This window comes from Moritella sp. 28 (genome assembly GCF_018219435.1).
Lineage (GTDB): Bacteria > Pseudomonadota > Gammaproteobacteria > Enterobacterales > Moritellaceae > Moritella.
Window position 1 is genome coordinate 3,615,109 of record NZ_CP056121.1, and the last position, 15,483, is coordinate 3,630,591.

Below are 15,483 nucleotides of genomic sequence, written 5' to 3' on the forward strand. Positions count from 1 at the left end.
ACTATGAAGATATGAGTAGCCAATCTGATGTATCTTGCCATACTGATTCTTTCATCGAACGTTTAAAAAAACCAAAGTGATCAATCGATTTCATGCCGACCTGTTTAGGGTCAATAACCACCATATCCGATGCTGCATTTTTAAAATGACGTTGCAGCGCTTTAACACAGCTTGGAGGGGCAAACCGATTGTCATCTGCCATGGCATAGAATCGCATCTTACCCTTATACTGATGATAACCATCATGCAACTCGTTACCTTCTTCATCAGTATAGAATGGTTTACGCCCAAAACGACTCCAATCTCGAATAACTTGTTGCGGTAGATATTCAGCGCCAAGCACCCATTTTGGTAGCCCTTTGTTCGCACTATAAAACAAAGGTAAAACACAATAAAAGAACAACACAGATAGTGGTTGATCTTTACGTTTCCAGTTTTTCCAGTGGATTTGTTGTGCTGCAATATTTAAAAAAGATTCATAGCGATTATTATTGGGAGTAATGCCAAGTAGTTGTCCGCCGATAGAATGACCAACACCTAAAATTTTCATTGCGGGATAGCAAGCTTGCGTCCAAGTTAACACTGCATCCATATCAAGTTGTCCCCAATGCATCATACTTGCCGGCTTAGCATTTACGCTCGCTTGTTTACTATCTCCAATACCTCGGTAATCGTAAGTAATAACCGTAAAACCCCGTGCACATAAAAATTCTGCATATGCTTGGTAATATTTACGTAGCACCCCTGTTGCACCATTTATAATAACAACGCGTCCATTATTGCTATTCGGTTTGTATTCGCTAGCAACAAGCTGATAACCATCAGCAGTGTTAATTTCAACTGTATTTATCATGATCTTAATCCATTAAACAAACAAAAATAAACTAATCGGATTTTAATTCAACCATATTTACTCGCTATTTACATTCACCTAAATGACAACATAACGTCTAAATAACAACGTGACGTCTAAACATCATTGCCTTATATTGATGCAAAATGGCTAATCTGCCTCCGATTAAGTAAGATCCGATTTCAATCTGGTTTCGCTTATCACGGCAGTGTACAATGCGCGGCTGAGTGATTTAATTGGAAAGATTTATGTTTGTCGGTTTTGACTACGGTACTTCTAACTGTGCTGTTGGGTATGTTAATAATGCCAATCCAGAACTTGTTTCTCTTGGCCAGAACAGTTCTTATCTAGCATCTACGCTATATGCTTCGCATCGAAATATGATCCCTAACTGGGTCGCGCGTCACTTACCTGACTCAGTAGCAAAACCAAATTATCTGCAATTACGCCGCGGTCCTATCCAAGCTGGCCGTAACTTGATTAATGATGGCTATGAAGACCAATTATTCTTTGGCCAAGAAGCGCTTGATACCTACCTAGAAGATCCCGAAGAAGGTTATTACATAAAATCGCCAAAATCATTCTTAGGTGCGACCAGTTTAAGCCCGCTACAACTTGCTTTAATGGAAGATGTTGTCACCGCGATGATTTGCAATATCAAGCATAAAGCTGAAACACAGTTAGATAAGCAAATAACCCAAGTTGTGATGGGTAAGCCAGTTAACTTCCAGGGCCTTAGAGGCGAAGAGAGTAACCAACAAGCGTTATCGCTATTAACAACAGCAGCGCAACGTGCAGGCTTTCGAGATATTGAGTTTCTGTATGAGCCGCTTGCTGCAGGTTTTGATTATGAACAAAGTCTAACAACAGAAAAAACTGTGCTTGTAGTCGATATCGGTGGTGGTACAACTGACTGTTCATTACTTAAAATGGGACCCGATAATTGCGGTCTGAGTGATCGCTTTAAACATGTTTTAGGTTACTCAGGTGAACGTATTGGTGGTAATGATTTTGATATTCATTTTGCACAAAAATCATTAATGCCACTTTTCGGTCTAGGCTCGCACCTAATAAGTGGCCTGCCTATGCCTGTTAAACCTTTCTGGGATGCGGTTGCGATTAATGACATCGGCAGTCAAACCGACTTTTATAGTCAGCGTAGCCTTATCGGCTTAAAAGAACTGTATAAAAATGCGGAACAAAAACAGTTGATCACCCGTTTACTCAAGGTACAACAACAAAAACAGACGTATCAAGTGGTGAATCTTGCAGAACAAATGAAAAAGCAACTATCTGAAGCGTCTAGCACAATCGCAGATTTAGGCTTTGTTGAAAACGGATTAACTTTAGCGCTAGAACGTCAAGCGCTGGAACTCGCCAATGCGCCACAGTTAACAAAAATAAAAGCATTAATGGATGAGACGATTACCCAAGCACAAACAATACCGGATGTTATCTTTGTGACGGGTGGTACAGCCAAATCACCGATCATCTTCCAATATATCCAACAGCACTATCCAAACTGTGAAATCATTATTGGTGATCATTTCGGTAGTGTAACTAAAGGGTTAACTCGTTGGGCCGAGAAGATTTTTGCTTAATTAATAACGGTAATTACAAATTCGGAATGATATAGATTAAATCACAAAAAGAGCTGTGTGATACAGCCCTTCGTTTATTCTCGCTAAACTACACAACTGTTTCTAGTACTTGTACCAGTCGATTAACTGCCAATGCTAAATCTGAATGACAAGCATTGGTAAAGTTTAATCTAAATGCAGCTGCCTTCCCTGCCTCTGATTGATAGAATACAGAACTAGGTACAACAGCAACCCCCACATCGAGCATGTCTTTGGCAAGTTTATCAACATTACATTCAGGTAAACGTAACCAAATAAACATACCACCTTCAACTTGTTCAAACTGACAATCATCAGGTAATTGCGCGGTTAATAGATCCGCTAGGTATTGATAACGTTGACGGTATAACTGACGTAGCCCATCTAAATGCTTAGGAAAGTCCTCATGTTGTAACAGATCTAATAATACCGCTTGCATTGGCTGGCTTGAATGTAAATCTGCACCTTGTTTTACACGTTCAAGTGCCGAGATCCACGCTTTAGGACCACTCACTAAACCTAAACGAATGCCGGGCGTTGCTATCTTAGAATATGAACGTAATACGATTGCCTGTTCAGGACAAAAACTTGATACCAAAGGTAATTCAGTCCCTGCAAAACGTAACTCACGATAAGGGGCATCTTCAATCAGTGCAACATTATATTCCTGACACAGTTGCGCGACTTTTTTACGCACCTCAAGTGACCAACATACACCCGTTGGATTATGAAAATCAGGTACTGCATAAAACATCTTGATTGTCTTATCCGCAAAGCATTGCTCTAACTCTTGTAAATCAGGGCCATCAGCACCTTGCTGAATACTCTCAATACTTGCCTGCGCCAATCCAAATACTTGCAGAGCGCCTAGGTAGCTTGGCGCTTCCATGACCACTTTATCGCCAGCGTCTAAAAATGCACGCGCAATCAAATCAAGCCCTTGCTGCGATCCCGTACAAACCAACGCATCTTGCTGATCAGATAATTGATAACATTCTCGGAAATAAGCTAATAACGGCCCATAACCTGCAGTACTGCCATACTGGAATAATTCTGCACGCGTACTCAATTGTTGGATACTCTTCTCCATTAGCGCCAAAGGAAAATGATCACCATCAGGTAGTCCCCCCGCTAATGAGATAACTTCAGCAGAGTTAGCGACACTCAAAATTTCTCTTATGTAAGACGGTTTAATGGCTTGTAATGATTTCGCTAACTGCATAATGTATCTCTCTGGTTATTTTGTTTTTATTGGTTTTAATCGCTAACTAATCACATGCTATATAGTTTTTTAGTTAAATTAACTTTAAAAACGGATAAAAAAGAGATTAATAACGAAATAGCTATCCATTATAGTACGCAGATAAATTTGACATGGCATGTCCATTTATGCGCTTATAGATGTCCATTTATGCTTTTATAAGATCTCAATGCCGACAACTCCATCTTTAAATCATCAAACATCACGAATAAACGATGTACTCTATTTTATCCATAGTGATATTAGTGCTGAACTGCCAGCGAGACAGTTGGCTGAGATCGCCGCTTATTCTGAACAACACTTTCACCGCGTATTCAAAAATGTTGTTGGTGAATCCGTCCACCAATACATTCGCCGTAACCGCTTAGAGTTTGCAGCTAACCAGTTAATGTTTGATATCAGCAGCTCAGTCGTCACTGTCGCGACAAAGTCAGGTTTTGCCTCAGTATCTTCTTTTAGCCGTGCATTTAAAGCCACCTTCGCCATGTCACCGGGAGAGTGGCGCAGTAAAGACTTAGCCACCAGCACCCCGCCTTATTTACGCGATCCTGAGATTGCAGCAGCTTACGCTCGAATTCAAAACCGCATATTGCCCCGAGTCCAAATTATTGAATTACCCGAAAGGCATGTGGCTTATGTCCGCCATCAAGGTTATGGTCGATCCATTCGTCTCGCTTGGCAAACTCTGGTGGCGTGGGCCAATGTGGAAGGCAGAAGTGATCAACAACAGTTTGGCTTACACCACTCGAACCCTACTTTTGTCGGCTTAGAACAATGCCGCTATGTGGCATGTCTAGCAATAGATAAACCTTTGCTACGCCGTGGCATGGTGAACAGCATGGTGATCCCTGGTGGTTTACACGCAGTATTTACATTAACAGGTAAGTATGGTGAATTACTGCCGTATTTAAGTAAGATTATTGAACAGTGGCTACCATCATCTGGATTTAAAATGCAATCGACTCCAGCTTACGTGCATTACCAAAAGAATCATTTTTTAGACGATGATGAGCAGTTTGAATTACAGTTTTGCTTACCCGTATCAACCTTCTTTTAATGCTTTATCATTCGGGGGCTAGATGTGGATGTTATTTAGGTCAGATAGCAAAAAGCCGGAACTTAAATGAATAAGTTCCGGCTTCTCTAATAGATGGCGGAGGAGGAGAGATTTGAACTCTCGAGGAGCTATTAACCCCTGCTGGTTTTCAAGACCAGTGCATTCGGCCACTCTGCCACCCCTCCGCAGCAGGTCCGAATAATAGGGTAAACGCCGTTATTTGTAAATACACATCACAGAATAAATTATAAATTTATTTCAACGAGTTAAATAAACAACCAATTGTATAAAAACAACACTGCCGGATAACACTATTGTACTGTAACCGCGGATTTATACCGACCATTTTGCGAATTTAGTTTTGCTTTAGGCCACCTTTGGAAGGCAGCATCTAATGCATCAGCCTTTTCAATAGACATTGCTTCATTCACCCCCCTGCCCTTAACCACTTTAAAGTCACCAGATGACGTCGTTGTATATAACAAGGTATTGTCATAGATGTTATTACTCAATGGTGCGGTATACCACATCCACGTTTGATTGTTACTGCCGTACGTTTTACATTGTGCGACTTTCAATTGTCCTTCTGAACTGTCTAAACACAGGGCTTTATTATTAACATACACATACTTCCTTTCCGGTGTATAAACAAATAGCTGATTGGTATTCGATGAGTCACAAGGTTCTGCTGTAACATCCTGGCTACCATTAACGGTAAAGCAATGCGCTGTATTGTCAGATAAATATGGGTAAGTTATGACACTTGGCTCAGTACCTGCGAATATAGGACTATCCCAGTTAACGTTTAACTTAAGCGATAATGTATAAGCTTTCTGAATATAGTCATTGCCATAACCCTTGCGGCTATTCACCCCACCCCAATATAAATTGCCAATCCACCACTTTGCGAATCCTTGTAATGACATACCACGTATATCCGTCAGAACAGTCAAAACTGACTGGCCACTTGCACTGTTATTAGCAGAGTAAGTAACCGAATATTTTGGTAAAAAACCATTGCTATATGGCGTTGAATTCAAGTTGTGGAATGTTTTAAAAGGCGGCTCTATACCATCTAAATAGTCCCATCGGTCCCGCGAATTATTCACAAGACCGTAGTATCTATGATTATCAGAACCATACTCTTTATTTTTATATTCTACGCTGTGTGCGGTTCGTGCAGAATTGGCGTAGTAATCAAAATAATTACCATTTTGAAACGTCATTGATTTTGATGATTCAAAACCAATTTCATTAATCGGTACTTTCGGAATACTAACACCTAAACTAAAACTGATTTTGGAGTTATAAGTGTAACCAGCTCTATCCTGATCATTGTTACGCGGAAATGAGTCATATAACTCAGCTTTACCATCGTTCCAACTTGTTGATATTTTCACTTTATCTAAATATTCTCTATAGGAATACTTGAGTAACTGATGAGGTGCAGAGTTTGTTCGGATCGTCTTGTAATCACTCCCCTCCGTTGGATTAAAATTAATCCCACTACCGCCAACCAGCGTAACGCGAACATATTTCGCATTATCGCTATTTTGATAATAAGTAGGCTTAGATGCGATTGTTTCCACTTCATAATTTAAGATGGCAACATCATTCTTTGTTGGATAAAAACCTTGATTTAGTTTAACCACCTGTCTAAATCGCCAGCTATAATTTGATGATGCATTACTTGAGTCACTAAAAGTTTCCCCTGCGTGACTAACCAAACTTTCCGCCCTTGGGAAACTGTCAACAATAGATAATTGCGTAGGGTTAGATACCCAGTCTGATTCCACACTATTAATGAGATCGATAATTACATCTTCTTCATAGGTATCGAGTGTGGTAATTACTCTTTCAGATTCAACATTAGGATTACTCACTAAAACGTATGGGCTCATCACGCCAATATTCAATAGCTGAGTTGTAGCAATACTTCGAATTTGTTCCTTTGCTTTGGATAGATTGATAAAAACGTACTTTTCACACGCTGTAATATCAAGATCTGCGTTAATATCATCAGGCTCTATGTAACACGATTCTTTATAAAATTGGCTAGACATCAATCCAGCCTGAATAGTGTCTTTATCTTCAGCAGCAAAAGCAGGTAAGCAAGCACTAGAAAGTAATGATAATAAAATAACGTTTTTTTTCACGATAACCTCTATGTAAATATATTAAATAATACGAGGGCGCCGGAATGATCAACAGTTACTAAACTACGAGTAAATAGATACATGCTAATAACTTGTTATACATTCGTTAACCAGAACGGTATGTATTAACAACATATATTAACTAGTTCATTGTGGGTACGAGTTTAATGTAAGAAGATGTAAGGTATTGGTTTGAAGAGAAAGGATTTAAAAAGCAAAAAGCCGGAACTTAAATTAATAAGTTCCGGCTTCTCTATATAGATGGCGGAGGAGGAGAGATTTGAACTCTCGAGGAGCTATTAACCCCTGCTGGTTTTCAAGACCAGTGCATTCGGCCACTCTGCCACCCCTCCGCAGCAATGGAGCGAATATTAGAACAACTTAGATAAGATGTAAATGCTGTTTTGTAAATAAACCAACAAGCATTCAAAATGTATTAAATAACAAACATTCTGTATATAAATATAACGCCTCAACGAAAACAACAAGTAAAAGAGCAAAGGTATCACTTCATGTTTAATCTAGAAGCAACACCTTTAATTCTTAGGCTTAAAATCTAACTAAGCCATTTGTAGTAACAAGGTAAATACAAACACACTTACCGCAAAGGCAAAGCCATAGCTTAGTACTTGCTGCCAATCTCGGCCACGTTTAATGCCTAAATCATGTAATGCATGAAAGATGCGGTGTAAGGTGTGCCATAGTGGTAGTGCAATTAACACGAGAATAATTGCCGCGCCATACCAAGTCGTCGCAAAACCATACAAAGTTTGATAGTTAAAACGGCCTTGTTCTATAATCCCCAACGGAATTAATAACCCAGTAATTAAAATCATCACAGGAGTCAAAAAACCCGTTAACATTCCACCAGCACCGAATAATCCCCAAAAAACAGGTTCGTGAGATCGTATGTAGGTTTTCTTGTTCATCTCAGACATAACGGCTCCTTACAGCATAATAACAAATAGACAAAAAACCGTTGCAACCGCAAAAGCAACATAATGCCCAGAGACAATTATTTTGTCATCAAGGCGTTTGCCTTGTATCCATAAATCAACAGCTTTAGGCGCTAATGAAAACCATGTTACAGTGTGGTACAGCGCAAACGCCAATGCGATAAAATGAAAAATAATCGCCACTGGATTTTGTAGTGATTCCAACCAAGCATTAAATGCAACTTCACCCTGGCTAAGTCTTAATACACCCCAAGCAAGTATCAAACTATAAATAGTAATGAATACACTGCTGCCTTCTCGGATCATGTATTTGGTATAAAAAAGTTGCTTCATCCACCAATCAGTGGGTAATTCTCTTGTATAAGGTTTACGTTTACTCATTGCTAATTCCTCACTATTCAGTGTTTATTGATCAGGCTGAAACATACCTATTAAATAGTCTTTACTGCTTTCAACTTTTAGCAATTGAATAGCCCCCGCTGGATCAACCCCTTTTGGGCAAACCACGGAACAATAACCAACAAACGTACAACCCCAAACGCCCTCTTCTTGATTGACTATTTTCATGCGTTCAGCTGTACCAGCATCGCGACTGTCGCGGTTATAACGCGCGAGTAATGCAAGAGCTGCAGGCCCGGTAAATTTAGTGTCTAACGCATATTGTGGGCAGGCTGCATAACAAAGGCCGCAGTTAATGCACATTGAGAATTTTTTGTATTTATCCATTTGTTCAGGTGTTTGCTTATAAGCGCCGTCAGATAAACATTTCTTCTCTTGTGAACCTGTTTTTTCAGGAATGATATAAGGCTTTATGCCTTCTAATTTTTGAATAAAGTCATCCATTACCACCACTAAGTCACGCTCAATAGGGAAATTAGCCAATGGTTCAAGTTTGACATTATTAGGGTAGTAATCACGCAGGAACGCTTTACAACCTAGCTTTGGTACACCATCAACCATCAAACCACAACTGCCACAGATCGCCATACGACAAGACCAACGGAAGCTAATAGTACTATCCAGATTGTCTTTAATATATTGCAGAGCCTCTAAAATAGACATATCGGCTTTGTAGGGCAGTTCAAACGTTTGGGTAAAAGGCTTATCATCCATTTCGGGGCGGTAACGAAGAATATCGATTTTAATACTTTGGTGAGTCATTATTTTGCCTCCTGCGCTAATTTTTCACCAGCAGCACCATAAGCACGGACTGCGGGCTGACTCTTGGTGATCTTTACATCGCTATAATCAATTTTTGGTGCTTTGTCTGCTTGGTAGTACGCAAGTGAATGTTTTAAAAATTTCACATCATCACGCGCTTCAAAGCCATCAATACGTTGATGAGAACCTCGAGATTCTTCACGTAAAATCGCACTGTGTGCCATTGCTTCTGCCGTATCGAGTAAATAGCCCAGTTCAATTGTGTATAAGAAGTCAGTGTTAAAGACGCTCGATTTATCTTCGACCTTAATATGTTTATAACGCTGCTTAAGCTCGGCTAATTTATCAATCGTCTTTTGCATCGATGCTTGAGTACGGTAGATACCAACGCCCTCTTCCATGCAGTCGCCCATTTCTTGACGAATATCAGCAGGTTTTTCAGAACCATCGCTATGCAGAAGGTCATTCATGCGTTTAATTACCGCTTCAGCTTGTGCTTTCAGTGGTGCAATATCTTTATGCTGATGATTACTCGCATAATTAGCTGCTTCTTGACCTGCAAGTTGACCAAATACAGCAAGTTCTGTCAGCGAGTTCGAACCAAGTCGGTTAGCGCCATGTAAACCAACAGATGCACACTCACCAATAGCATACAGACCAGAAAGCGAGGTTGCTGTTTTAGCATCAGTGGCAATACCACCCATCGTATAATGTACTGTTGGGCGCACTGGAATTGGATCATATACTGGGTCAACACCGACATACGCTTTTGCGAGTTCACGGATAAATGGCAGGCGCTCATTAATTTTATCTTCGCCGAGATGACGCAGGTCTAAATAAATATAATCACCACGTTCACCTTCGACTACCCTGCCTTTTTGCTGTTCTTGCCAGAAACATTGACTGAGTTTGTCACGGGGGCCGAGTTCCATGTATTTATTCTTAGTTTGCCCTACAGGTACTTCAGGTCCCAAACCGTAATCTTGCAAATATCGGTAGCCATCTTTGTTCACTAAGATACCACCTTCACCACGGCAACCTTCGGTCATTAAAATGCCGCTGCCCGGTAAGCCTGTTGGGTGATACTGTACAAATTCCATATCGCGCAGTGCAATACCATGACGATAAGCCAGTGACATACCATCACCAGTAACAATGCCACCGTTGGTATTATAGCTGTACACACGCCCTGCACCACCAGTAGCCATGATCACCGATTTTGCTTGGATCAGTTTGATTTCACCTTCAGCGATATCAAGAATAACAACACCTTGGATCTTGTTATCTTCAACAATTAGGTCTAAACAAAAATGCTCATCGAATCGAGTGATCTTAGGGTGCTGTATCGAAGTTTGAAACAGCGTATGTAAAATATGAAAGCCACTTTTATCGGCTGCAAACCAAGTGCGTTCAATTTTCATGCCGCCAAAGGCTCGAACATTAATTGAACCGTCTGGTTTACGACTCCACGGACAGCCCCAATGCTCTAATTGCGTGAGTTGTTTCGCAGCATTCTCGACGAAGTACTCGACCACATCTTGTTCACATAACCAATCACCACCGGAAACCGTATCGTTAAAATGGTTTTCTAAAGAATCATGATCTTGTGCTACACCTGCGGCACCGCCTTCTGCTGCGACGGTATGGCTGCGCATCGGATAGACCTTGGAAATAAGTGCAATATCAAGATCTGGATGATTTTCCGCGATTTCAATTGCAGCTCGTAATCCCGAGCCCCCGGCACCAATAATGGCGACATCTGTTTTAATTATTTTAAATTTATGCATTTTCACCCACATCAAAAGTCAGCTTAAAAACAAGTAACCAATAAGGGGTATTTTAATATGGGTTGTAGCTGTAGATCTTGATGTGAATCAATAACAATATCTAAATATTCAACTGGATAGATTGATTAAAAACAGGTCTATTTTATGGATACACATCTACTAACAACGCGCATATGGCAGGCATAAAATATACCAAAGCAACCATAGTACGGCAGCCACAAAACAGAAAGCACTAAAGCTGTGATTTCAGCTTTAGTGCTTTCAAAATAAGAAATAACGGGACTGTCATCTCTCAACAAAATTACTTATCAAAGATTAGCGACGTTACTTTTCAATACTATCGGTGTTAGCCACTTTAAGTGATGACCAATAATGGCCTGATAACACCAATAACCCAGCAAAAATACCGAGGTTTTTAATGAAGTTTTGCATTTCATGCGCCCCTTCAAGACCAGTTAGGTTCCAAAAATCATGCAAGTTAACATTAATAACCAACACAAGTCCTGCCAGCAGTAAAGCAACAATAGCGGTATAACGATTAGCAATCAGTAAAAGCGCAGCAACAACCTGAAATATGCCTGCCGCAGCGAGTAATACAGGCACAAATGGCATGTTATGCTTTTCCATTAAACCAATGTGCATGTCCCAAGACACAAACTTCATGATGCCTGGAATTAAGAAGTACAGCGCCAACATGATGCGGCCAACGGTAAGTAATACAGTATTCATTTTATGCTTGACCCTTTACGCTAAGTTGAACATCTATATTACCACGTATCGCGTTTGAGTAAGGGCAAACCTGATGTGCCGTAGCCACCAACGTCTCTGCTTCCGCTTGCAGTAATGCTAACTCAATAGCAAGGCTTACTGTTAACGCAAAACCACCCGTCGCGTTAGGACTAATACCAACCTCTGCAGCTACAGGCGCAGCTGTAATTTTAATTTTCATTTCGCGCGCAACATGCAAGATGGCATTAGAAAAACAAGCTGCATAACCAGCAGCAAATAACTGCTCCGGATTGGTTGCAGCACCAGTGCCACCCATTTCTTTTGGATAGCTTAGTTCTAGCGATAACATGCCATCATCAGTCGCAACTTGACCGTTACGACCCGCAGATGCTGTTGCAGTTGTTGTATAAAGTGTTGTCATCATAAATTCCTTAATTAGATTAGATTAAATTACATTGCGCACAACTCAATTGCATCTACTATATTCCTGAAGACGATAAATTACAACTAGATTGCGCGCAATTTATATTGAATGAGTCATAAATAGAAAAAAGCACCATCATGAAAAACATGACAGTGCTTATATAATCAGAAAGAAAATAAAGGCTAGATGATCTAATAACAGCTGGTTATCGGCAACAGCAACTCAACGACCTTCGTTATAGAGAGCTACATTACTACTTCTTTTTTTGGGCTGTAAATTTCCCTAACGCAAGACCGCTATTACTGTATAACGTTAAAGTATTATCAATTACGTTATAATTATCAGTTTCTGATAAAGCCGTTAAAAATTGCGCTTCTACATTCATTTGTTGAAAACATAGTTTTTTAGTTGTTAATATTTGCGTCAGATTAACGTTATTCGCCTGTCTGTCATAATTACCACTAAAACGGTTGCAGCCCGCAAACCCCATCACTTTATTATCATCTTGACTGAATGTAATATAGGGTATGTGTAGAGTCACATCTGCAGTAACTGCCTCTGTACCTAACATAGATAACTGCCAGTGTGTCCCCGTTAAACGTACTTGTCCATAACCATTGATGCCAGCGCGTACTGGCGAAACCAAAATTTCGGTTGGTTTCGCACTCTGCTTAGCAAACGCATCAACTTGCTCAGTATTAGTAAATAATAACTGACCATCAAGCTCGATCTGCGCCCGTAACGCATAACGATGCTGTGGCTTTATTTTCGCAGCGTTATAGCGTAAATCCATTTTATAGGGTGGAGACCCGGCAGCAGTGATCGTTTGCTGAGCAATAATTTCAGCTGCCACATCCATTTTCGAAATATCTTCCAATACCAAGCTCACTTGTGCACCCGGTGGTAAAGCAATACGCTGTAGGTAAAACACATTCGCTATAATGCTATGTTGCTGGGTAGTTACCGCTTGCCCAACTTTAGCACTTCCCTGATCGGTAGTTGCACAACCACTCAAGCCCATTAACAAGCTGCCAAAAACGGTACAGGTTAAAAGCGTTTTACGATTTAACAGACGTCTATTTTTTTGCATGTAAATAACCACCTTAAAAAATTTCATATTAATCACCGGCTTATCAACTTACTGCGAAGGCGTTGATTGAGGAATCTGTTCAGTATCACTGACAGTATCGGGTTGCTGTAAAATAGAAATTGGTTTTAGCACCAATTCAAATAACTGTCCTGACAGCTTATTCAACTCAGGTAAATCTAGAGTAGCTGAGTACAGTGGTTTACCATTATGTTCAATTCTCGCGCGAACAACATACTGACCATTGTTATCAAATAATGCGGGATCGTATTGTAACGAAATATTATAAGGGGGTGACGTATGGGCTTCGATCGTTTTTTGGCCTAGTATTGAACTGCTTATATCGGTTTTAGAGATATCTTCCAACGTAATAGTAACGGTTGAAGACGGCGGTAAGCTCTGACGCTCTAAATAGATAACACGCGTTTCTAAATGCTTCATTTTAGGCGCAGACACGACTGTATTTATCTGGTCTTCAAAAACGACGCCCCACACTGGAATATCTTTAATCTGCATTGGCGTTACTTTTAACGGGTTTTGCTCAAGCAAGGTGAAATTAGCTGTTTTACCCACAACGATAGAACCAATTTTATCTTCCAATCTTAACGTATGGGCTGCATTAATGGTAATAGCCTGCATCGCCTGATAGGCAGTAATACGTTCTTTTTGCGATACTTTGTTAAGCTCCGATGTTTCTCGGTTAACCGCAGTCCAAACAAGTGTTAGCGGTTCCATAGGTGCCATAGCAAAATCAGAATGAAATGACACTGGAATATTTTTCTTCATCAAACTATTAACACGCACCAAGTTTTCGGCACGATCACTGCCCAATCCAACTTCCGAATATTTATCCGCTAAGGCCCATAAATAATACGGATTCACAGATACTTCGATGTCTAATTCAGCCATCTGTTTTACTTGTTTCTTGGTGAAAAAACCCATGTGGTGCAAAGTAAATCGATGGTCCTTTCGCGCTAATTGAACTTGATCAGCTTGATTAAAATCCAATACTTTCTGAATACCTAAATCACCATTAGCATGCACATGGATCTGATAACCATTTTTCCAATAAAAACTGAGTTGTTGCTGGAATAAATCCAATGGCGTCATCCACTCACCTTCATGACCATCTAAATAACCATCTTGCATTTGCATCAACTGAGAGTAAATAGCACCATCCGCAAACAGCTTAATTTGCTTAGGTAAAAATTTAATATTCTCGGTATTATATTCATCTTCTAAAGTTTCGATGAAATCTAATGCTTTCTGATTACTCTGCCCATTTGCATTATATAAATACGTACCACTCGGGATGAGAAAGACATCATAAGGTGGTTTTTGATCCATTTCTGATTTTAGTAATTGATATTCCAAATCAAAATTAGAGCTAGGGAAACCCGGTTCAGCTATCGTTGTAATGCCATTTTTAAGCACTAATTGAGACATAATATTTAACCCTAATTTATAACTTTCAGGATTAATTAAATCAGCAGTAATTTTAGGCAATAATGCTAACCAACCACCTTCATAAAAATGACCTTTGTCCCAATCAACTTGCGAATTTTCAGCAAAGTCACTCTGTTTAAGACCAAATTTTTTAATGGCGGCATCGTTCAAGAATATTTCATGGAAGGAGCGGTGAATAATAGCAACAGGTTTGTCTGGTGACAGTTCATTTAATATCTCACGTGTTAATTCACCGTGCCAAAGTTGATGATACCCCCACACAAAAAAGACGCGATCTTTCTCGGCATTATCATCAATTGATTGCTTTAAACGCTCAAGGTAAGCGAAATGACCAGATACCCCTTTCTTAACTACGTTAGGTAACACCCAATCATAAGGAGCAATAATCTCATTAGGCAAAATAACAGCCGCGATTGAAGGGTGTACGTGCGGGTCGATAAAACCGGGTAACATGGTTTTCCCGCTAATATTAATTAGCTTGGTATTATCCCCACTGAACTTCATTGCTTCTATTTTAGAACCAACAAAAATTATTTTTTTATCTTTCGTTGCAACTGATTCAGTATAAGTCGGCTCAACCCCTTCCATCGTCAAAATATCACCACCAAAATAAATGGAGTCAGCAATGATAGGTAATGTCTTTACAAGTAAAGTAGTGGGATTCTGTATTGATAAATCACTAGAAACAGGTTCTTTTAACGCGGCGTTGTCAATAGCATGTGCTATACCTACGGGCTGTGATTGTTTGTCTGCTAATTGAGTAGCTATCAACTCATCCGACACAGTGATCGCAGCTCCCTCGACCGCCACAGTGGCATTAACGTGCATACTGAACAATAGGCTGCACAATAATATAATTTGTATAAACCACTGCACCGAAACAGAAAACAATTGGATAGGGCTAGCTAAGCCTTGAGTTGACATTC

13 protein-coding genes and 2 tRNA genes are annotated in these 15,483 nt (G+C 40.0%); 2 read left to right on the plus strand and 13 right to left on the minus strand.

What is annotated here, in order from left to right; genetic code table 11:
• Nucleotide 1: 1 nt before the first annotated feature.
• Entirely contained in the window at nt 2-853 is an 852-nt protein-coding gene (locus tag HWV02_RS15935) for an alpha/beta fold hydrolase (protein ID WP_211688674.1), read from the minus strand.
• 248 nt (nt 854-1,101) lie between these two features.
• Here HWV02_RS15935 and yegD point away from each other — a divergent pair, with 248 nt between their 5' ends.
• On the plus strand, nt 1,102-2,454 hold the full coding sequence (gene yegD, locus HWV02_RS15940; RefSeq protein ID WP_211676745.1) for a molecular chaperone: 1,353 nt from the start codon (nt 1,102-1,104) through the stop codon (nt 2,452-2,454).
• An 88-nt stretch (nt 2,455-2,542) separates the two neighbouring features.
• Here yegD and HWV02_RS15945 read toward each other — a convergent pair whose 3' ends face one another.
• Nucleotides 2,543-3,694, minus strand: a complete 1,152-nt coding sequence (locus HWV02_RS15945) for a PLP-dependent aminotransferase family protein (RefSeq protein WP_211688676.1) — start codon at nt 3,692-3,694, stop codon at nt 2,543-2,545.
• Nucleotides 3,695-3,902: 208 nt separating this feature from the next.
• Here HWV02_RS15945 and HWV02_RS15950 point away from each other — a divergent pair, with 208 nt between their 5' ends.
• A complete protein-coding gene (locus HWV02_RS15950; RefSeq protein WP_211688677.1) occupies nt 3,903-4,790 on the plus strand; it encodes a GyrI-like domain-containing protein in 888 nt (295 codons plus the stop codon).
• Between the two features lie 94 nt (nt 4,791-4,884).
• On the opposite strand, the gene HWV02_RS15955 is transcribed toward HWV02_RS15950, so the two are convergent.
• The 11 genes from HWV02_RS15955 to HWV02_RS16005 form a co-directional block, all read right to left on the minus strand.
• Nucleotides 4,885-4,975: transfer RNA gene (locus HWV02_RS15955), tRNA-Ser, on the minus strand.
• 126 nt (nt 4,976-5,101) lie between these two features.
• Nucleotides 5,102-6,946, minus strand: a complete 1,845-nt coding sequence (locus HWV02_RS15960; protein ID WP_211688679.1) for a ricin-type beta-trefoil lectin domain protein — start codon at nt 6,944-6,946, stop codon at nt 5,102-5,104.
• 262 nt (nt 6,947-7,208) lie between these two features.
• Nucleotides 7,209-7,299, minus strand: a tRNA-Ser gene (locus tag HWV02_RS15965).
• A 207-nt stretch (nt 7,300-7,506) separates the two neighbouring features.
• Nucleotides 7,507-7,884 (minus strand): fumarate reductase subunit FrdD, encoded by a 378-nt coding sequence (gene frdD / locus HWV02_RS15970; RefSeq protein WP_211676749.1) that lies wholly within the window; start codon nt 7,882-7,884, stop codon nt 7,507-7,509.
• 9 nt (nt 7,885-7,893) lie between these two features.
• A complete protein-coding gene (locus HWV02_RS15975; RefSeq protein WP_211688681.1) occupies nt 7,894-8,283 on the minus strand; it encodes a fumarate reductase subunit C in 390 nt (129 codons plus the stop codon).
• Nucleotides 8,284-8,307: 24 nt separating this feature from the next.
• A complete protein-coding gene (locus tag HWV02_RS15980; RefSeq protein ID WP_274609795.1) occupies nt 8,308-9,063 on the minus strand; it encodes a succinate dehydrogenase/fumarate reductase iron-sulfur subunit in 756 nt (251 codons plus the stop codon).
• Entirely contained in the window at nt 9,063-10,850 is a 1,788-nt protein-coding gene (frdA, locus tag HWV02_RS15985) for a fumarate reductase (quinol) flavoprotein subunit (RefSeq protein WP_211676751.1), read from the minus strand. The genes HWV02_RS15980 and frdA overlap by 1 nt, the downstream gene beginning before the upstream one ends.
• A gap of 324 nt (nt 10,851-11,174) precedes the next feature.
• Nucleotides 11,175-11,579, minus strand: a complete 405-nt coding sequence (locus HWV02_RS15990) for a DoxX family protein (RefSeq protein WP_211676752.1) — start codon at nt 11,577-11,579, stop codon at nt 11,175-11,177.
• A gap of 1 nt (nt 11,580) precedes the next feature.
• Nucleotides 11,581-12,000, minus strand: a complete 420-nt coding sequence (locus HWV02_RS15995) for an organic hydroperoxide resistance protein (RefSeq protein WP_211680260.1) — start codon at nt 11,998-12,000, stop codon at nt 11,581-11,583.
• 256 nt (nt 12,001-12,256) lie between these two features.
• Nucleotides 12,257-13,093 carry a YbaY family lipoprotein gene (locus HWV02_RS16000; RefSeq protein WP_211688684.1) on the minus strand — a complete coding sequence of 279 codons (837 nt, stop codon included), beginning with the start codon at nt 13,091-13,093 and terminating at the stop codon, nt 12,257-12,259.
• Between the two features lie 48 nt (nt 13,094-13,141).
• Complete coding sequence (locus tag HWV02_RS16005; protein ID WP_211688686.1) at nt 13,142-15,481, minus strand: amidohydrolase family protein; 2,340 nt, start codon at nt 15,479-15,481, stop codon at nt 13,142-13,144.
• Nucleotides 15,482-15,483 lie beyond the last annotated feature (2 nt).